This window comes from Pseudomonas sp. GW822-FHT06D10, assembly GCF_058799535.1.
This window is the reverse complement of record NZ_JBXALN010000011.1, coordinates 130,870-149,255: the sequence shown is the minus strand read 5'-3', so window position 1 is coordinate 149,255 and position 18,386 is coordinate 130,870. Positions and strand designations below refer to the sequence as shown.

Genomic DNA, 18,386 nt, shown 5'->3' with positions numbered 1-18,386 from the left:
CTCAGAAATCGCGCTTGTAAAAGATATCCAGGGAGCTGGCGAAACCGCTTGCTGCTTCCAGATAGACCTTCTTGCTCAGCTTGTAACGCAGAGCGATGGTACTGGCCGGCTCAAAGACCCCGACGCCATAGCGCAGGCTGAGCCTTTCGGAAATGGCGCCGCTGGCCACCACGCTGGTGTTGTTGCCGCTGCCCTGGGTATCGAGTTGGAAGTCCTGAATGCCCAGGTTCTTGGCAATGCCGCCGGTCAGTTCCGAGCTGCCCATCAGCCCCAGCCCGAGAGCCGCCTGGGCCAGCATGTTGTTGTCTTCACCGGTGGACGTCAGCGGGCGCCCCAGAACCAGATAGGACAGCGCCTGTTCCTGGCTCATGGCCGGCTCCGAGAAGATCTGCGTCGCCGGTTGCTCGGCGCTGCCACTCAGGCGGATGCCGGCAATCACGTCGTCAGTCTGGCGCACGGCCTCGATGTCCAGGTAAGGCTGGTCGATGGGGCCGGCAAACAGCAGCCGCGCACGACGCACGGTCAAGCGCTGGCCGTAGGCCCGATAGCGGCCGTCGTTGAGCCACAGCTCACCGCGGGTATCCATGTTGTCACCAATGTGCACGTGCCCCTGCAGGTTGGCAGTCAGGCCGAAACCGCTGAAGGCCAGCTTGTCCTGGCCCACCTCCACATCGATATTCATGGCCATGGCCATGGCCTTTTTGCCGTCGTCGGTCTGCTGGCCGACGATCACCGTGTCGTCGGAGACCTTGACTGTCGAGGGCGGCAATTCGCGCACGGTGATCTGGCCCTTGGGGATCAGCACCTTGCCGGCAATCGCCAGCTTTTCCTCCTGCAGCGAGATCTTCAGGTCCGGCGCCACCTCCAGCGCTGCATAGGGCTCCACCGTCACCGGCAGTTGGGTGCCCTTGAGGCTCAGGTCCACCAATAGCGCCCGGCCCCAAGCGATGTTGCCATTGAGGCTGCCCTGCCCGGCCTTGCCGCTTTTCCAGCCGCCGTTGAGCTGCACGCTCTCGCCAGCGATCTGCGCGCTCAGTTGCAGGTCTTCAAGGCTGATGGGCAACTCGGAGCCGGACACCTCGCCCCCGGACAACTGCACGTTGCCGTTGACCTGAGGCGCCAGCAGGCCGCCAGACAAACGACCGCTGCCATTGAGGCTGCCGCTGAGCTTTTCCACCATGGGCACGAACGGCCGCGCCACGGACAGATCCAGGCCACTGAGGCGGAAATCACCGGACAGCGGTTTGCTTTTCGGCAACGGATTGATCTGCGCCTGGAGCATCAGCTCACCCAGTTTGCCGCCGTCGAACTGCAACTGCGTGTCGATGCGCCGCGGGGTGAGGCGGGTATTGAGCTTCAACGCCTGATAGGGGAAATCCAGCCACTGGTCCTTTTCCTTGACCCGCAGGGTGCCACCGCTGGCGTCCAGCATGATCTGGCCCTGGGGCCCGCTGGCCGGCAAGTCCAGCTGCACATCGGCATTGAGCATGCCCTTCCAGGCGAAATCCTTGGGCAGCCACTGCGCCAGGCTGTCTAGGGGGAAACGCTTGAGGTGATAACGCAGTTTCGGGTCCGGCATCAGCCGCTGGTCTTCACCGCACAGGCTGGCATCGCCGCTGGCCCAGCAGTGGGCACCGAAGTTCAGCGTGCCGTTGGCCAGCCGCTCAAGCCGGGCCGGATTTTGCAGCTTCCAATCCTGGCCGCCAGTCTGTACATCACCGCTGGCCAGGCGCCCGCGCCAGTTGCCCTGGTCCAGGACGCCATCCAGGCCCAGGGCCAGTTTCAACAGCGGTCCTTGCAGGTCCAGTTGCAGTTTCTGTTTCTTGATGTCGCCCTGGCCGGCCAGGGTCAGGGTCCCCAACTGCGTGTCGCCCAGTTGAATCCCGCTGCCCTTGAGGTCCACCTGGGCCTTTTGCGCACCATCCAGAGTGGCGTCCAACTTGAGGTTCTGCAGGCGGTTTTCGGCAAAGGCCAGTTGCTGCCCGGCCAGGTCCAGCTTGCCCTGTGGCGCCTTGAGGGTGCCGGCCAGGTCCAGCCGACCGTTGAGCTGCCCACGCAACTCGGGCCAGAGCTGACCCAGGCGCGGCATCTTGATCTCCAGCTGGCCGGCGATCTTCTGTTGCAGGCTGCCGGAGCCGTTGATCCGGTTGTCTCCCAGGCGGATGTCCAGCGCGCCCAGGGTCCATTGCTCGCCCGCTCCGTCGGCCTTGGCCTGGAGAACCGCCGGCTGTCCGCGCAAGCGTCCCTTGAGGTCGAGGTTGGCATTGAGCTTGAGTTGCTGGTTCTTCATTTCGCCTTGGCTGCGCAGGGGGCCGGCCAGGGTTCCGGGCAGCTCCGCCACCCAGTACGCGGGGTTGATGGCCGACAGATCCAGGGCGGTATCCCAGGCAATGCCGTCGGCGAACTGCAGGTTCAGGTGGCCCTCGGCCTTGCCCTGGCCCGCCGCCAGCTTGAACTGCGGCAGATAGATTTTCGTCAGGTCGCCGCTGAACGGGCTGCTCAGGCTGAACGCGCCTGCCGGGCCGTCCAGGTCGCCCTTGAAGTTGCCCAGGTAGTTACCGTCACGGTAAGCCACTTCGGCATCAAAACTGCGGACCCGCACCGCCGGCTCGTCAATCAGCGGATACAGGCGGTGCCAGGGGAAGTCCAGCCAGGCCAGCTTGGCCTCGGCGGCGAAACCTTCGCTCCAGTCCAGTTGCCCACTGAGCTTGAGGTGTTGCTTGTCGTTGGCGCTCAGGTCCAGGGCGGCAATCTGTGCGCCCTTGGCGTCGACCTTGCCTTGCAGCAACAGGGCCACCGGGCCCTGCTCCGCCGGCAGGCTGGCCTTGCCGGCGAGCTGGTAGCCGCTTTTCAGGTCGCCCTGGCCAGTCAGCTCCAGCTGATCCAGTTGCAGGGTGTCCGGCAGATCGGCGCTGGCCTTGAACCCATCGGCAGTGATGCGCACCTGGGCCGGCAGGTTCTCCACCAGGGGCTGCACCTGGCCGCTCAATTGCCCTTGCAGGTAGCCACTGCTGTCGGCATTGAGCCGCAGAGTCTTGAGCAGGTCGCCTTCAACCTTCAACGCCAGGGACCAGGGGCCACCGCCGGGAGCGGGCAAGCCGAGGTTGCCCTGGGCGGTCAGGGGCCAGTCGCCACTGGGTTGCAGCAGCCCGGAAAGGTCCAGACTCAGTTCATCGCGCTTTAGGTGCAAAGAGTCGATCTGCAGGCCTTGGGCAGTCCAGTGCGCCGCCAGTTGCAGAGTCTTGAGTTCTTCACTGCCATTGAACAGCAGGCTGCCCACACGCACTTGCCCCAACTCGATGGCCAACGGCAGCTTCAATTCCGGCAGGCTGATGGGCTCCGAACTGGTTTCGGTTTCGCCGCTCGGAGGGAACAGCAGGCTGACCTGATCGGCTTCCAACTGCTCGATGCACAGGGTCATGCGCAGCAGGCAGCCGGGCGACCAGGTGAACTGCACGGCGTTGAGCTCGACCCGGTTGCCCTCCTGTTGCCAGAGCAAATGATCGGCGCTCCAGTGCCCGCCAAGGCGGCCCTCGAAATTGTCCAGGGTCAGCCCCGGCACTCGCGCCAGGGCCCAGCGGCTGCCAGCCTGGGTTCCGAGTACGCTGGCCACGGCCAGAATGATCAGGATCACCAGCGCAACAATCGCCAGCAGCGTTATCTTCAAACCACGCTTCAAAGCTCTGGCCCCATGGAAAAGTGCAAGCGGATGCCGCCGTCGTCATTCATCGCGTGGGCCAGGTCGACCCGGATCGGTCCCACTGGCGAAACCCAGCGTACGCCGACGCCCACCCCGGTCTTGAGGTTAGGCAGCTCCAGCTTGTTGAAAGAGTTGCCCTGGTCGACAAAGGTCGCGATCCGCCATTTCTCGGCGATCGAATACTGGTACTCGACGCTACCGGCCACCATGTAGCGGCCGCCAATGCGATCACCTTCGGAGTTTTCCGGTGACAGGGTCTGATAGTCGTAGCCCCGAACGCTCTGGTCGCCACCGGCAAAGAAGCGCAAGGATGGCGGAATCGACTTGTAGCCATTGGTGGCACTGCCACCGAACTGCACTCGCCCGAGAAAGCGGTGGTTGTCCCAGACCGTGGTCAGTCCCTTCAGCAGCACCGTGCCATACAGCAGGTTGGTGTCGGAACCGACCCCTTCCTTGGCCAGCTTGGTGTCGAACTGAATGCGATAGCCGTTATGCGGGTCGATGCGATTGTCGCTGCGCAGGTAGGAATACGTCAGGCCAGGCATCAGCAGATTACTCAGGCCCGAGTCGTCCCCGAGGCGATATTCCTCTCGCTGATACTTCAGCGACAGCACCCGCTGCCAGCCGCTGGGCAACTTGCTGTGCCACTCGGGACCGATGGTGAGCAACTTACTCAGGGTATCGGTGCCGGCAATCTCTTCATTCTGGTAACCACCGGCGAACCGCAGCTTGTCGGTCAGAGGCGGGTCCAGGGGAATGTCGTACCACAGGCCGACGTTCTGCCGCGGAGCAGAAACTTCTGCCTCCCAGCCGTAACTGTGGCCCTGGGGGTTGACCCAGTGCCGGGTCCAGTTGGCCTTGACCCGCGGCCCCACGTCGGTGGAATAGCCGAGGCCGAGGCCCATGGTCCGGGGCTTGCGGGTTTCCAGCTGGACCGCCACCGGAATCACCTCGTGCTCGGCGGCAGTAGGCGCGGCGTCCACCCGCACGCCCTCGAAGTAGCCGCTCGACTGCAGGGCCTGGTTGAGTTCGGCAATCAGTTCGGAGTCGTAGGGCGCACCGGCCTTGAACGGCACCATGCGCCGCAACAGGTCTTCATCGAACAGGGAGTCACCGCTAAAGCTGACCTTGCCCAGCGCGTAGCGCGGGCCGCTGTCATAGACCAGGTCGATGTCCGCGACACCTGCCTGGGGGTCCACCGACAGTTTCTGCTGGGTAAAGCGCCCGCTGAAAAAGCCATAGCGCGAAGCCTGGTTCTGGATCAGGCGCTTGGCGTCTTCGTAATGGCCATGATTGAGCACGGCACCAGGCTTGAGCTGGTCGCCGTCGGGAAGGCGAAACGACTTGAGGGAGGCCGCCGGGCCTTCGACCCGGACTGTCACGTTGCGCAGGTGCACCGGTTCGCCGGGGTCGATCCGCAACGTCAGGCGCGGTTTGTCACCGCCACGCACCTCACTCTGGATATGCGGTTGGTAGTAGCCCAGGGCCTGGGCGGCTTTCTTCGCCTGCTCCTCGGCGCCCCGGCTGAACCGCAGCAAGGCTTCTTCATCGCGATCGCCGACACTGCCAATGTAACCCTCCACATTGGCCTTCAACTCGTCATTGGCGGGCTTGACCCTGACATCCAATTCGCTCTGCGCCAGCGCCGCACAGCTTGTGAACAACAGCAAAAAGCCGCTGGTAAATCTTCCTGGAAACTTCATAGGCGCGGATGCTATCACGAGCTTGGGAGGGCGATAGAGCGCTCAGGTGCACGGAAAGTTCTATATCAGGCTGTTGCTCTTTGTAAGTGCTGCGGGTTGGGGTGAAAAAATACATGCTCACGCACCGGCCCCACCGCAATCTCACCGACCTCTTCATAGCCCTGACGCTTGTAGAACTCCAGGTAACGCGGATTGCCGGTGTCCAGCACCACACCCTGGGAATGTTCGTCCACGGCGCACCAGTTGTGCACCGCCGCCAGCAATTGCTCACCGAAATGCTGGCCCTGAAACTGCGGATGTACCCCCAGCAGCGGCAGCACATGCACCGCATCATTGGGCAGGCAGGCCTGCACCGCCTGGTGATACTCCAGATAGCGCTGGGTGCAGCGAAACCCGGTGCTGAGCACCATGCGCAGGCGCCATGCCCAACTTTCGGTGATGCCCAGGCGCCGTTGCGGCGGCGCGATCAGGGCGATACCGATCAGCCGGTCATTGACCAGCAGGCCGATGGCCGGCAGGTCCTGAAGAAAATGCTGCTTCACCAATTCGCGCACTGTGGCTCGTACCCGCTGTTCGTAGCCGGGGCGATCGGCTTCGAAAATGAAGCCGAAGGTCGGCTCATGGCGGTAGGCCTGGTACAGCAGCGACCGCGCTTCGCGGGAATAGCCGCTGTCGAGCTGGTGAATATCGGCGATGACATTGGAGGAATCAGGCATGACGGTCACTCTCCCCTGGACCCGGCTCAAATGGCCGCGTTCTTGTTAGTACGAGCCCTGCGCGCCGCTGATCGTTCCCGCGCCCCTGGGACATTAGCAGCGCATCCGCCACGCCGCCACGCTGGCCGGCCCGGGCGTTGTCAGCTAGCATCGCTGTTTTGCCAGGACCGCCGACCATGAAAATCGTCTCGTTCAATATCAACGGGCTACGTGCCCGCCCCCATCAGCTGGCGGCGCTGATCGACAAACACCAGCCGGACGTGATCGGCCTGCAGGAAACCAAGGTCGCCGACGAACAGTTCCCCCTTGCCGACATCCAGGCCCTGGGCTACCACGTGCATTACCACGGCCAGAAAGGCCATTACGGCGTAGCCCTGCTCTCGCGCCAGGCACCATTGGCCCTGCATAAAGGCTTTGAAGGTGACGACGAGGGCGCCCAGCGGCGCTTTATCTGGGGCACCTTCGCCGATGCCAACGGCACCCCGGTGACCATCATGAACGGCTACTTCCCCCAGGGCGAAAGCCGCGACCATCCCACCAAATTCCCGGCCAAAGAGCGCTTCTACCAGGATCTGCAGCACCTGCTGGAAAGCCGTTTCAGCAATGACCAGCCCCTGGTGGTGATGGGCGATGTGAACATTTCCCCGGAAGATTGCGACATTGGCATCGGCGCCGAGAACGCCAAGCGCTGGCTGAAGACCGGCAAGTGCAGCTTCCTGCCGGAAGAGCGCGAGTGGATGGCCCGCCTGAAGAACTGGGGCCTGGTGGACAGCTTTCGTCACCTGAACCCCGAGGTGAACGACCGCTTCAGCTGGTTCGACTACCGCAGCCGCGGCTTCGAGGATGAACCCAAACGCGGCCTGCGCATCGACCTGATCATGGCTTCCCAGGGGTTGTTGCCACGGGTCAAGGACGCTGGGGTCGACTATGAACTGCGGGGCATGGAAAAACCTTCGGACCATGCGCCGATCTGGCTCGAACTGGGCTGATCGACAGGCACAAAAAAGCCCATCTGCCGATGGGCTTTTTTTTGCGGTTACAGCTGTATGTGCTCGACCCGCTCCGTGGTACCGGCACTGGCGATAGCGCTGATGGCGCTCTCGAGGGTGGCTTCCGAATCGTACAAGTGGCTGACCAGAATCACTTCCTTACCGGACTTGAGCTTGAAAAAAGGTTTGCCGCCCGACGAAATTTTCTTGACGTAGCGTTCCGGGGAAGCGCAGTGTGCGCGGAACAGGCCGAGAGCCGCCTCGGCACTGTCCCGGCAAGGGTAGCGGTCGCTTTGAAGCATGGTCTGCGCCTCCTTTGTCTTCAGCAAGAATCTGCATGCACCACTGCCATACTGCTTCAGCTCGAACCAGGCACTCATTTGTAACTCCTTTGCATACTACGAAATAGCAGCTCAACACTGCCGAGGCATCCGCGGGGGATGACGCGTTGGCAGTCGCCCCAATCCCCGCCAGACAAAGTTGCCCACTCTACGCGCCGTTCCGAGGCTGGTCTTTAGGACAAATCTCAAAAAATCTAGAGAAAACAGCTATTTATGATGTAGGACTTTCGCCATTTCTCTGCAAACAGCCCCGTCCGTCACATCCCTGTCACCTCCCTGACTTAATGTCCCCAGCACTTACCTCCTCCCTCTATATAGAAGGCCAGTGCCGCCATGCCCCGCGCTTCCACCGTCAGCGAACGAGATATCTGGTGCCGGACCATCAGCCTGTTTCTGATCGGTTTCGTTTGCTACGCCCTGCCCTGGTCGGTATTCGCCGCCCTGCCCTCAGCCCCGGACAATGCGCCCGTCCTGCGCATCCAAGGCTCCAATACCATCGGCGCCCGGCTCGGGCCGGCCCTGGTCAGGGGCCTGATGGAAGAACAGGGCCTGCGCGATATCAGGATCACCGCCAATGCCAAAGACAATGAACAACAGGTGGTGGGGCAAACCGCCCAGGGCCGAGCGGTGCGGGTGGAAGTGGCCGCCCACGGTTCGAGTACCGGCTTTGCCGCTCTGAAAACCGCCCGGGCCGACCTGGCCGCCGCTTCACGGCCTATCAAGGACAGCGAGCTGGTGGACCTTGAAAGTCTGGGGGACCTGAAAAGCCCCAGCGCCGAACAGGTGATCGCCATCGACGGGCTGGCAATCATCCTGCATCCGCACAACCCGCTGAACCAACTGGACACCGAGCAACTGGCCCGGCTGTTCAGCGGCGAAGCCAGGACCTGGGAAGAACTGGGTGGCATTGGCGGCGCGGTACATCTCTACGCCCGGGATGACCAGTCCGGCACCTACGACACCTTCAAGGAACTGGTACTCAGCCGTCGCGGCAAGGCCCTGGGCCCCGGCGCAAAACGTTTTGAATCCAGCGAGCAGTTGTCCGACGCAGTCAGCCATGACCCCCAGGGCATAGGCTTCATCGGCCTGCCCTATGTACGCCAGGCCAAGGCGGTGGCCATTGTCGACGGCGACTCACAGCCGATGCTGCCGCTCAACAGCCTGATCGCCACCGAGGATTACCCGCTGTCACGGCGCCTGTATCTGTACCTGCCGCCCAATGGGCAGAACCCCTGGGCCGATGCCCTGGTGAGATTTGCCCAGGGCAGCAAGGGCCAGGCCATCGTCGCCGCCAACGGCTTTATCGCCCAGACCGTGCAGGCCATGCGTGTCGCTCCCAGCCCGCAGATGCCGGAGGCTTATCAGGCGCTCACCCGCCAGGCGCAGCGCCTGACGGTCAACTTTCGTTTTGAGGAGGGCAGCGCCAGCCTGGACAACAAGGCCCGCCAGGACCTCAATCGGGTACTGGATTACCTGCGCCAGCACGGCAAGATGAACCGCCAGGTAACCCTGGCCGGCTTCGGTGACGCCAAGAACGATCCGGCCCGCGCGGCCCTGCTGTCCAAGCTGCGGGCCATGGCGGTACGCCGGGAACTGGTGAAGAGCGGCGTGGTGTTTCGCGAGATTCGCGGCTTTGGCGGCGAGCTGCCGGTAGCGGCCAACAGTGCCGACGAAGGGCGGATCAAGAACCGCCGCGTGGAGGTCTGGGTGTACTGAACTCACAGCGGCCGGCCTTGCGACAGGCCGGCCGCATCGCCCTCAATGCCCGCTGCGCATCAGCTCCTTGGGTACATACTTGCCGATTTCATACTTGCCGATCGCCGCGCGGTGCACCTCATCCGGGCCGTCGGCCAGGCGCAAGGTGCGCTGCATCGCATACATATAGGCCAGCGGGAAGTCGTTGGAGACCCCGGCCCCGCCGTGAATCTGGATCGCCCGGTCGATCACCCGCAGGGCCACGTTCGGCGCCACGACCTTGATCTGGGCAATCTCGCTCTTGGCCACCTTGTTGCCCACGGTGTCCATCATGTACGCGGCCTTCAGCGTCAGCAGCCGGGCCATGTCGATCTCCATCCGCGAATCGGCGATCTTGTCGATGTTGCCCCCCAGGCGCGCCAGCGGCTTGCCAAAGGCAGTGCGGTTCACCGAACGCTTGCACATCAGTTCCAGCGCCCGCTCCGCCATGCCGATGGAACGCATGCAGTGGTGGATCCGGCCCGGGCCAAGGCGGCCCTGGGCAATCTCGAAACCACGGCCCTCACCCAGCAGCACGTTCTCGTAGGGCACCCGGACGTTGTCGAACAGCACTTCGGCGTGGCCATGGGGTGCGTCGTCGTAGCCGAACACCGGCAACGGGCGAACAATCTTCACCCCGGGGGTATCCACCGGCACCAGGATCATCGAGTGCTGTTGATGGCGCGGCGCATCCGGGTTGCTCAGGCCCATGAAGATCAGGATCTTGCAGCGTGGGTCGCAGGCGCCCGAGGTCCACCATTTCTTGCCGTTGATCAGCCACTGGTCGCCGTCGCGTACCGCACGGGCCGCCATGTTGGTGGCATCGGAGGACGCCACGTCCGGCTCGGTCATGGCGAACGCGGAGCGGATCTCGCCACGCAGCAATGGCTCCAGCCAGCGCTGTTTCTGCTCTTCGTTGGCGTAGCGCACCAGCACTTCCATGTTTCCGGTATCCGGTGCCGAGCAGTTGAAGGGTTCCGGGCCCAACAACGACCGCCCCATGATTTCCGCCAGCGGCGCGTACTCAAGGTTGGTCAGGCCTGCCCCCAACTCCGACTCAGGCAGAAACAAATTCCATAGCCCGGCCTCCTTGGCCTTGAGTTTCAGCTCTTCCATGATGGCGGTCGGCTGCCAGCGATCGCCTTCGGCAACCTGACGCTCGAAGACCGCTTCAGCCGGATAAACATAGGCATCCATGAACGCGGTGACACGCTCACGCAGTTCCTGAACCTTGGGGGAATAGGCGAATTCCATGGGCAGCTCTACCTTTGTGACGATCGGGTGTTGGAGGACTGAAATCGATGCTAGATCAGCTACGAAAATTTACCTAGCCTATTCTCGGCATGTATTAACATTCATCACCGATATATGATCGGCTGATCCGACAGGCTTCCGAGCCCTCCCACAGGCCCTAACAATAAGAGTGCAGCGCAATGAATCTGAGCAAGGTCGATCTCAACCTCTTCATCGTTTTCGATGCGATCTACACCGAAGCCAACCTGACCCGCGCAGGGCAGATCGTCGGCATCACCCAACCGGCGGTATCCAACGCCCTGGCACGCCTGCGCGAGACCTTCAACGACCCGCTCTTCGTGCGTACCGCCCAGGGCATGGTGCCCACGCCCATGGCGCAGAACATCATCGGGCCGGTGCGCAATGCCCTGTCGCTGCTGCGGGTTTCGGTCCAGGAAAGTCGCATTTTCAACCCCCTGCAAGCGGTCAAGACCTACCGCATCAGCATGACCGACCTCACTGAAGCGGTGATCCTGCCACCGCTGTTCCAGCGCCTGCGGCGCCTGGCGCCGACGGTGATCATCGAAAGTTTTCTCTCCAAGCGCCGGGAAACCACCAAGGAGCTGGCAGCCGGGCGCCTGGACTTTGCCGTCGACGCACCGCTCAATACCGACCCCCAGGTGCGTCACGTCAAGCTGATGGAAGACCGCTATGTGTGCGCCATGCGCAAGGGGCACCCGCTGGCGGGCAAGGAAAAATTCAGCCTGGACGATTACCTGTCCCTGACCCACATCCATATCTCCAGCCGCCGCAGCGGCCTCGGGCATGTCGACCTGGCCCTGGGCAAGATGGGTATCCAGCGCAAGATCGCCCTGCGCTCCCAGCATTACCTGATGGCTTCCCAGGTGCTGCAGCAGACCGACATGGTGATGACCGTACCGGAGCGCTTTGCCCGTCGCCATGAACTGCACGCGTTCAACCTGCCAGTCAATGATGTCCCGCCGGTGGAAACCCACCTGTACTGGCACGAGAGCACCGACCAGGATCCGGCCAACCGCTGGATGCGCGAGCAGATGATCGAACTCTGCCAGCAGGTCACGGCCTACGAAAAGAAGCTCGACCAGCAGACCGCCTGAGCCCTTTCGCCGGCAAGCCCTCACTGCAGGAGCCGGCTTGCCGGCGAACGGGATCGGCTCGGACTGCTTGACGTATACGTCAACCTGCCTTTAGCTTAGCGCCAAGCCCCCTCTTGAGCGCCTCCATGAGCAGCCAGACCTACAGCATTTCCGACCTCGCCCGCGAGCTCGACATCACCACCCGGGCCATCCGCTTCTATGAAGAGCAGGGCCTGCTGGCTCCCGAACGCCGTGGCCAGGAGCGCATCTATTCGCCCCGGGACAAGGTCAGCCTGAAACTTATCCTGCGGGGCAAGCGCATCGGCTTTTCCCTGGCCGAGTGCCGCGAACTGATCGAGCTCTACGACCCGAGCAGCGGCAACCTGAAGCAGCTGCACAGCATGCTGGCGAAAATCGCCGAGCGTCGCGAACAGCTCGAACAGCAATTGCTCGACATCGAACAGATGAAGCTGGAACTGGACACCGCCGAAGAGCGCTGCACCCAGGCGCTGGAACAGACCATCCTGAACCAGAAAAGCACCGCCCGATAATCATCGGCACACCTGCGCCCGGGCGCCGGTATCCGCCACTCCCTATAAGAAGGTGAACCTCTATGTCACTCCCCAGCCATGTACGCCTGATCGAAGTCGGCCCCCGCGACGGCCTGCAGAACGAAGCCCAGCCCATCAGCGTCGAAGACAAGGTGCAATTGGTGGATGCCCTCACCGCCGCCGGCCTGGGCTACATAGAAGTCGGCAGTTTCGTGTCTCCCAAATGGGTGCCGCAGATGGCCGGTTCAGCCGAGGTCTTCGCCCGTATCCAGCGCAAGCCCGGGGTTGTCTATGGCGCACTGGCGCCCAACCTGCGGGGTTTCGAAGATGCCCTGGCGGCTGGGGTCAAGGAAGTGGCGGTGTTCGCCGCGGCCTCGCAAGCCTTCTCCCAGCGCAACATCAACTGCTCCATCAGCGAAAGCCTGGAACGCTTCGTGCCGATCATGGACGCCGCCAAGCAGCACGGCATCAGCGTGCGCGGTTACGTGTCGTGCGTGCTGGGCTGCCCTTATGAAGGTGAAGTGGCCCCGGAACAGGTGGCCATGGTCGCCCGCGAGCTGCATGACATGGGCTGTTACGAGGTCTCTCTGGGCGACACCATCGGTACCGGCACCGCCGGTGCCACCCGGCGCATGTTCGAGGTGGTGGGCGCCCAGGTACCACGGGAAAAACTCGCCGGGCACTTCCACGACACCTACGGACAGGCCCTGGCCAATGTCTACGCCAGCCTGCTGGAAGGCATCGCGGTGTTCGACAGCTCCATCGCCGGCCTCGGCGGCTGCCCCTATGCCAAGGGCGCCAGCGGAAACGTCGCCACCGAAGACGTGCTCTACCTGCTCGATGGCCTGGGCATCCATACCGGTATCGACATGGACCGCCTGATCGACGCCGGCCGGCAGATCTGCAACGTGCTGGGGCGCCCCTCCGGCTCCCGCGTGGCCAAGGCGCGTAACGCCAGCTGAGGCATTGTGCGGCCGGGTGTTACCGGCCACTCCGATCTGGGGCGGGAACGAGTAACACGGAAACAGTTTGTCGAATTTGTTGCGGTACAGATTGTCCTACAAAATTATCAAGTCATTGATTTTAAAGGACTTTAAAAAGTTGGCACGGCTTCTGCTATCTCTATGGCATAACAAGAATAAAAAGCAGCAAACCTAATAAAAATAAGACGTAACGACTCTGAGATAACAAAAACAACACGGCAGAGACGCAGCTAACAGATTTTTTTGGAGAGGATGCACTGTGCAGGAGGGCTTGCAAGAGCCACCCGCAACCGGTCAGAGAACAATAAAACTACCCTGAGGTAGCTCCCGAACTGGTTGGATCGCCCTGGCGACACATTGAATCAGCGCTCAAAAAAATACGTTTGCTCTTGATCCCGGATGGGGATCGCCAAAAACAGCAGTAAAGGGCAACGGTTGCCAAAAACAACAATAGACCGCCCCTCAATAATAAAAAAAGAGCACGCAACGACAAAATTAAAGGGGAGCTTCGGCTCCCCTTTGTGCTTTCTGCGATCCCTCTTTGCTGCCCATAAAGCGTGCACCGGCGCCGATGCACGCTCCATCCGGGTTCACCCCTTGTTCATGCGCTCACGCAGCTCCTCGATGCTGATTTCGCGCATGCGGAACTTCTGGATCTTACCGGTCACGGTCATGGGAAACTCTTCAACGAACTTAAAGTAACGCGGCGTCTTGAAGTGCGCGATACGCTCCTTGCACCAGGTCTGCAGCTCCAGCTCATTGGCCGAATGGCCGGGGTGGAACTTGATCCAGGCGACGATCTCCTCGCCGTACCTGTCGCAGGGGATGCCGATTACCTGCACATCGGCCACCGCAGGATGGGTGAAGAAGAACTCTTCCAGCTCTCGCGGATAAATGTTCTCGCCACCGCGAATGATCATGTCCTTGTTGCGCCCGGCAATGCACACATAACCCTGCTGGTTCATGGTGGCCAGGTCACCGGTGTGCATCCAGCCGGCCTGATCGATGGACTCGCGGGTGCCCTCAGGGTTGTTCCAGTAACCGAGCATGACGCTGTAGCCCCGGGTGCAGAGCTCACCGATGGTGCCGCGAGGCACCACATTGCCGGCCTCGTCGATGATCTTGCTCTCCAGGTGCGGCTGGGTCCTGCCCACGGTGGTCACCCGCAGTTCCAGGTCGTCGTCCGGCCCGGTCTGCAGCGACACCGGGCTGGTTTCGGTCATGCCGTAGGCGATCTGCACTTCGCTCATGTGCATTTCGCTGATCACCCGGCGCATCACCTCGATCGGGCAGGTGGCCCCGGCCATGATCCCGGTCCGCAGGCTCGACAGGTCGAACTCGCTGCGTCGGGGCTGATCGAGCACAGCGATAAACATCGTGGGTACGCCGTACAGGCCGGTGGCGCGCTCTTCGGCCACCGCAATCAAGGTCAGCAGCGGGTCAAAGGCGTCATTGGGATAGATCATGGTGGTGCCGTGGGTGATGCACCCCAGGTTGCCCATGACCATGCCGAAGCAGTGGTACAGCGGCACCGGGATCACCAGCCGGTCAGCAGCAGTCAGGCCCAGGCTCTCCCCCACCATGTAACCGTTGTTGAGGATGTTGTAGTGGCTCAGTGTCGCGCCCTTGGGGAAACCGGTGGTGCCGGAGGTGTACTGGATATTCACCGGCTGGTCGAAATCCAGGCTGTCCTGGCGCGCCTGCAACTGCTCGGCCGTGGCCCCCGCCCCCAGCGCCGATAGCTGCGACCAGGGCAGGAAACCCGACGGCGGCTGCGCATCCAGGCTGATCACCCCGCGCAGCTCGGGTAACCGCTCGCTGTGCAATTGGCCGATGGACTGTTCCGCCAGCTCGGGCACCAGGCCCTGGAGCATGCCGTGGTAATCGGACGTCTTGAAGGCTCCAGCGCAGATCAGCCACTGGCAGCCGGACTGCCTGAGCACATACTCCAGCTCGGAACTGCGGTAGGCCGGATTGATGTTCACCAGAATCACGCCGATCTTGGCGCTGGCGAACTGGGCGATGCACCACTGGGCGCAGTTGGGGGCCCAGATCCCCAGGCGATCGCCGGTCTTGAGCCCCAGGGCCAGCAGCGCCCGGGCATGCAGGTCGACCGCCTCGCGCAGTTGCTGCCAGGTGTAGCGCAGCTGCTGGTGGCGCACCACCAGAGCCTCGCCCTGGGGATAGGCGGCGACGGTGTTATCGAAAGCCTGGCCGATGGTCAACGCCAGCAGCGGCTGGTCTTGCGTACCACGGGTGTAACTGCGATCCGGCTGGAAACCCGAGTGTTCCATGACGACCCCTATTGTCTTTATTAGTGGGTGTGCAGGAGCCAGGCGAAAGGTGCAAAACAGCCTGGCTCCAATCGAAAGCCTCGCTACTCTGGCGCAAGTTGACGTTTACGTAAAGGGCGATTGACAGCCATCGGTCGCAGGTTTACGTTAACGTAAAGGTGAGAGCCAGGCCGCGCCGCTCTCGACATCCTATTCCCTCAATAAAAACAAGTTTGAAGGTGCCCCGCCATGAGTTACCCGACCCTGAACTTCGCCCTCGGTGAAACCATCGACATGCTGCGCCAACAGGTCCAGGCCTTCGTCAAGGCGGAGCTGGCACCCCGGGCAGCGCAGATCGATGTCGACAACCTGTTCCCCGCCGACATGTGGCGCAAATTCGGCGACATGGGCCTCTTGGGCATCACCGTAGCGGAAGAATACGGTGGCGCTGGCCTGGGTTACCTGGCGCATGTGGTCGCCATGGAAGAGATCAGCCGCGGCTCAGCCTCGGTGGCGCTGTCCTACGGCGCGCACTCCAACCTCTGCGTGAACCAGATCAACCGCAACGGCAACCACGAACAGAAGAGCAAATACCTGCCCAAGCTGATCAGCGGCGAACACATCGGCGCCCTTGCCATGAGCGAACCCAATGCCGGCTCCGACGTGGTGTCGATGAAGCTGCGGGCCGACAAACGCGGCGACCATTTCGTGCTCAACGGCAGCAAGACCTGGATCACCAACGGCCCCGACGCCAACACCTATGTGATCTACGCCAAGACCGACCTGGAGAAAGGCCCCCACGGCATCACCGCGTTCATCGTCGAGCGCGACTGGAAAGGCTTCAGCCGCAGCAACAAGTTCGACAAGCTGGGCATGCGCGGCTCCAACACCTGCGAGCTGTTCTTCGATGACGTGGAAGTGCCGGAGGAAAACATCCTCGGCGTGCTCAATGGTGGCGTCAAAGTGCTGATGAGCGGCCTCGACTACGAGCGCGTGGTGCTCTCCGGCGGCCCCACCGGGATCATGCAGGCCTGCATGGACCTGGTGGTGCCCTACATCCACGACCGCAAGCAGTTCGGCCAGAGCATCGGCGAATTCCAGCTGATCCAGGGCAAGATCGCCGACATGTACACCCAGCTCAACGCCAGCCGCGCCTACCTGTATGCGGTGGCCCAAGCCTGCGAGCGCGGCGAAACCACCCGCAAGGATGCCGCCGGAGTGATCCTCTACAGCGCCGAGCGCGCGACCCAGATGGCCCTCGACGCAATCCAGATCCTCGGCGGCAACGGCTACATCAATGAATTCCCCGCCGGCCGCCTGCTGCGCGACGCCAAGCTCTACGAGATCGGCGCCGGCACCAGCGAGATCCGCCGCATGCTGATCGGTCGCGAACTGTTCAACGAAACCCGCTAACGGAGCTGTCCATGGCTATCTTGCATACCCAGCTCAACCCGCGCTCGGCGGAGTTCGTGGCCAACAGCGAGGCGATGCTGGCCCAGGTCGACGCCTTGCACAGCCTGCTCGCCCAGGTCCAGCAAGGCGGCGGCGCCAAGGCCCAGGAGCGCCACACTTCGCGAGGCAAGCTGCTGCCCCGCGAGCGCATCAACCGCCTGCTCGACCCCGGCTCGCCGTTCCTGGAAATCAGCGCCCTGGCCGCCTATGAGGTCTACGGCGAAGACGTACCCGCCGCTGGAGTGATTGCCGGTATCGGCCGGGTGGAAGGTGTCGAATGCATGATCGTGGCCAACGACGCCACGGTGAAAGGCGGTTCCTATTACCCGCTGACTGTGAAAAAGCACCTGCGGGCGCAGACCATCGCCCAGCAGAACCGCCTGCCGTGCATCTACCTGGTGGACTCCGGCGGCGCCAACCTGCCGCGCCAGGATGAAGTGTTCCCGGACCGCGAGCACTTCGGGCGGATCTTCTTCAACCAGGCCAACATGAGCGCCCAGGGCATCCCGCAGATCGCCGTGGTGATGGGCTCCTGCACCGCCGGTGGTGCCTATGTTCCGGCCATGGCCGACGAAGCCATCATGGTCCGTGAACAAGCCACTATCTTTCTCGCCGGCCCACCCCTGGTGAAAGCCGCTACCGGCGAAGTGGTAAGTGCCGAGGACCTGGGCGGCGCCGATGTGCATTGCAAGATTTCCGGGGTCGCCGACCACTATGCCGAGAGCGACGAACACGCCCTGGCCCTGGCCCGACGCAGCGTGGCCAACCTCAACTGGCATAAACAGGGCCAATTGCAACAACGCACGCCGATCGCTCCGCTGTATGCCCGCGATGAACTCTATGGCGTGGTCCCGGCCGATCCCAAGCAGCCGTTCGATGTACGTGAAGTCATCGCCCGGCTGGTGGACGGTTCGGTATTCGATGAGTTCAAGGCCCTGTTCGGCACCACCCTGGTCTGCGGCTTCGCCCACCTGCACGGCTACCCGGTGGCCATCCTCGCCAACAACGGAATCCTCTTCGCCGAAGCCGCGCAAAAAGGCGCGCACTTCATCGAACTGGCCTGCCAGCGCGGGATTCCGCTGCTGTTCCTGCAGAACATCACCGGTTTCATGGTGGGGCAGAAATATGAGGCTGGCGGCATCGCCAAGCACGGCGCCAAGCTGGTGACCGCAGTGGCCTGCGCCCAGGTACCGAAGTTCACGGTGATCATCGGCGGCAGTTTCGGTGCCGGCAACTACGGCATGTGCGGCCGGGCCTATGACCCGCGCTTCCTGTGGATGTGGCCCAACGCGCGCATCGGCGTGATGGGGGCCGAGCAGGCCGCCGGAGTCCTGGTGCAGGTCAAGCGCGAACAGGCCGAGCGCGGCGGGCAAAGCTTCGACGCCGCCCAGGAAGCCCAGATCAAACAGCCGATCCTCGACCAGTACGAGCATCAGGGGCACCCCTACTACTCCAGCGCGCGGCTCTGGGATGACGGCGTCATCGACCCGGCGCAAACCCGCGACGTACTGGCCCTGGCCCTGTCTGCGGCCCTCAACGCCCCCATCGAACAGAGCCGCTTCGGCGTGTTCCGCATGTAATCCTGCGCGAGAAGAA

The 18,386-nt window shown here is 62.6% G+C and carries 14 protein-coding genes; 7 read left to right on the top strand and 7 right to left on the bottom strand.

Annotated features, from left to right (window positions below; genetic code table 11):
- Position 1: 1 nt before the first annotated feature.
- The 3 genes from AC1RL5_RS29370 to AC1RL5_RS29360 all read right to left on the bottom strand — a co-directional run bounded on the left by AC1RL5_RS29370 (position 2) and on the right by AC1RL5_RS29360 (position 6,119).
- Positions 2-3,679 (bottom strand): translocation/assembly module TamB domain-containing protein, encoded by a 3,678-nt coding sequence (locus AC1RL5_RS29370; RefSeq protein ID WP_072452712.1) that lies wholly within the window; start codon positions 3,677-3,679, stop codon positions 2-4.
- Positions 3,676-5,403 carry an autotransporter assembly complex protein TamA gene (locus AC1RL5_RS29365; RefSeq protein WP_015636311.1) on the bottom strand — a complete coding sequence of 576 codons (1,728 nt, stop codon included), beginning with the start codon at positions 5,401-5,403 and terminating at the stop codon, positions 3,676-3,678. Before AC1RL5_RS29365 ends, AC1RL5_RS29370 begins: the two co-directional genes overlap by 4 nt.
- Before the next feature lie 65 nt (positions 5,404-5,468).
- A complete protein-coding gene (locus AC1RL5_RS29360) occupies positions 5,469-6,119 on the bottom strand; it encodes a GNAT family N-acetyltransferase (protein WP_072452710.1) in 651 nt (216 codons plus the stop codon).
- Between the two features lie 176 nt (positions 6,120-6,295).
- Here AC1RL5_RS29360 and xthA point away from each other — a divergent pair, with 176 nt between their 5' ends.
- Positions 6,296-7,108 (top strand): exodeoxyribonuclease III, encoded by an 813-nt coding sequence (gene xthA / locus AC1RL5_RS29355; protein WP_492590002.1) that lies wholly within the window; start codon positions 6,296-6,298, stop codon positions 7,106-7,108.
- Between the two features lie 47 nt (positions 7,109-7,155).
- Here the strand turns inward: xthA and AC1RL5_RS29350 are convergent, their stop codons facing one another.
- Complete coding sequence (locus AC1RL5_RS29350; RefSeq protein ID WP_011062216.1) at positions 7,156-7,488, bottom strand: DUF1508 domain-containing protein; 333 nt, start codon at positions 7,486-7,488, stop codon at positions 7,156-7,158.
- A 294-nt stretch (positions 7,489-7,782) separates the two neighbouring features.
- On the opposite strand from AC1RL5_RS29350, the gene AC1RL5_RS29345 reads away from it, so the two are divergent.
- Positions 7,783-9,165, top strand: a complete 1,383-nt coding sequence (locus tag AC1RL5_RS29345) for a substrate-binding domain-containing protein (RefSeq protein WP_492590000.1) — start codon at positions 7,783-7,785, stop codon at positions 9,163-9,165.
- A gap of 42 nt (positions 9,166-9,207) precedes the next feature.
- Here AC1RL5_RS29345 and AC1RL5_RS29340 read toward each other — a convergent pair whose 3' ends face one another.
- Complete coding sequence (locus tag AC1RL5_RS29340) at positions 9,208-10,437, bottom strand: acyl-CoA dehydrogenase (protein WP_011062218.1); 1,230 nt, start codon at positions 10,435-10,437, stop codon at positions 9,208-9,210.
- Positions 10,438-10,616: 179 nt separating this feature from the next.
- On the opposite strand from AC1RL5_RS29340, the gene AC1RL5_RS29335 reads away from it, so the two are divergent.
- From AC1RL5_RS29335 to AC1RL5_RS29325, 3 genes are all read left to right on the top strand, one after another.
- Positions 10,617-11,552, top strand: coding sequence for a LysR family transcriptional regulator (locus AC1RL5_RS29335; RefSeq protein WP_072452706.1), 936 nt, complete (start codon positions 10,617-10,619; stop codon positions 11,550-11,552).
- A gap of 125 nt (positions 11,553-11,677) precedes the next feature.
- Positions 11,678-12,082: a MerR family transcriptional regulator gene (locus AC1RL5_RS29330; RefSeq protein WP_011062220.1), complete on the top strand. Its 405-nt coding sequence runs from the start codon at positions 11,678-11,680 to the stop codon at positions 12,080-12,082.
- A gap of 62 nt (positions 12,083-12,144) precedes the next feature.
- Positions 12,145-13,044: a hydroxymethylglutaryl-CoA lyase gene (locus AC1RL5_RS29325; RefSeq protein ID WP_041119081.1), complete on the top strand. Its 900-nt coding sequence runs from the start codon at positions 12,145-12,147 to the stop codon at positions 13,042-13,044.
- Positions 13,045-13,427: 383 nt separating this feature from the next.
- On the opposite strand, the gene AC1RL5_RS29320 is transcribed toward AC1RL5_RS29325, so the two are convergent.
- Both AC1RL5_RS29320 and AC1RL5_RS29315 read right to left on the bottom strand, forming a co-directional pair.
- A complete protein-coding gene (locus AC1RL5_RS29320) occupies positions 13,428-13,649 on the bottom strand; it encodes a hypothetical protein (protein ID WP_125062762.1) in 222 nt (73 codons plus the stop codon).
- A gap of 6 nt (positions 13,650-13,655) precedes the next feature.
- Positions 13,656-15,359 carry an AMP-binding protein gene (locus tag AC1RL5_RS29315; RefSeq protein WP_492589998.1) on the bottom strand — a complete coding sequence of 568 codons (1,704 nt, stop codon included), beginning with the start codon at positions 15,357-15,359 and terminating at the stop codon, positions 13,656-13,658.
- Between the two features lie 228 nt (positions 15,360-15,587).
- Between AC1RL5_RS29315 and AC1RL5_RS29310 the strand changes: the two genes are divergently transcribed.
- Positions 15,588-16,751: an isovaleryl-CoA dehydrogenase gene (locus tag AC1RL5_RS29310; RefSeq protein WP_015636316.1), complete on the top strand. Its 1,164-nt coding sequence runs from the start codon at positions 15,588-15,590 to the stop codon at positions 16,749-16,751.
- Between the two features lie 11 nt (positions 16,752-16,762).
- On the top strand, positions 16,763-18,370 hold the full coding sequence (locus AC1RL5_RS29305) for a carboxyl transferase domain-containing protein (protein ID WP_015636317.1): 1,608 nt from the start codon (positions 16,763-16,765) through the stop codon (positions 18,368-18,370).
- Positions 18,371-18,386 lie beyond the last annotated feature (16 nt).

What these genes read in the sequence shown, in the direction of transcription:
- AC1RL5_RS29365 (WP_015636311.1), bottom strand. Translation starts at nt 5,403, where the DNA reads ATGAAGTTTCCAGGAAGATTTACCAGCGGCTTTTTGCTGTTGTTCACA.
- AC1RL5_RS29360 (WP_072452710.1), bottom strand. Translation starts at nt 6,119, where the DNA reads ATGCCTGATTCCTCCAATGTCATCGCCGATATTCACCAGCTCGACAGC.
- xthA (WP_492590002.1), top strand. Translation starts at nt 6,296, where the DNA reads ATGAAAATCGTCTCGTTCAATATCAACGGGCTACGTGCCCGCCCCCAT.
- AC1RL5_RS29350 (WP_011062216.1), bottom strand. Translation starts at nt 7,488, where the DNA reads ATGAGTGCCTGGTTCGAGCTGAAGCAGTATGGCAGTGGTGCATGCAGA.
- AC1RL5_RS29345 (WP_492590000.1), top strand. Translation starts at nt 7,783, where the DNA reads ATGCCCCGCGCTTCCACCGTCAGCGAACGAGATATCTGGTGCCGGACC.
- AC1RL5_RS29340 (WP_011062218.1), bottom strand. Translation starts at nt 10,437, where the DNA reads ATGGAATTCGCCTATTCCCCCAAGGTTCAGGAACTGCGTGAGCGTGTC.
- AC1RL5_RS29335 (WP_072452706.1), top strand. Translation starts at nt 10,617, where the DNA reads ATGAATCTGAGCAAGGTCGATCTCAACCTCTTCATCGTTTTCGATGCG.
- AC1RL5_RS29330 (WP_011062220.1), top strand. Translation starts at nt 11,678, where the DNA reads ATGAGCAGCCAGACCTACAGCATTTCCGACCTCGCCCGCGAGCTCGAC.
- AC1RL5_RS29325 (WP_041119081.1), top strand. Translation starts at nt 12,145, where the DNA reads ATGTCACTCCCCAGCCATGTACGCCTGATCGAAGTCGGCCCCCGCGAC.
- AC1RL5_RS29320 (WP_125062762.1), bottom strand. Translation starts at nt 13,649, where the DNA reads ATGGAGCGTGCATCGGCGCCGGTGCACGCTTTATGGGCAGCAAAGAGG.
- AC1RL5_RS29315 (WP_492589998.1), bottom strand. Translation starts at nt 15,359, where the DNA reads ATGGAACACTCGGGTTTCCAGCCGGATCGCAGTTACACCCGTGGTACG.
- AC1RL5_RS29310 (WP_015636316.1), top strand. Translation starts at nt 15,588, where the DNA reads ATGAGTTACCCGACCCTGAACTTCGCCCTCGGTGAAACCATCGACATG.
- AC1RL5_RS29305 (WP_015636317.1), top strand. Translation starts at nt 16,763, where the DNA reads ATGGCTATCTTGCATACCCAGCTCAACCCGCGCTCGGCGGAGTTCGTG.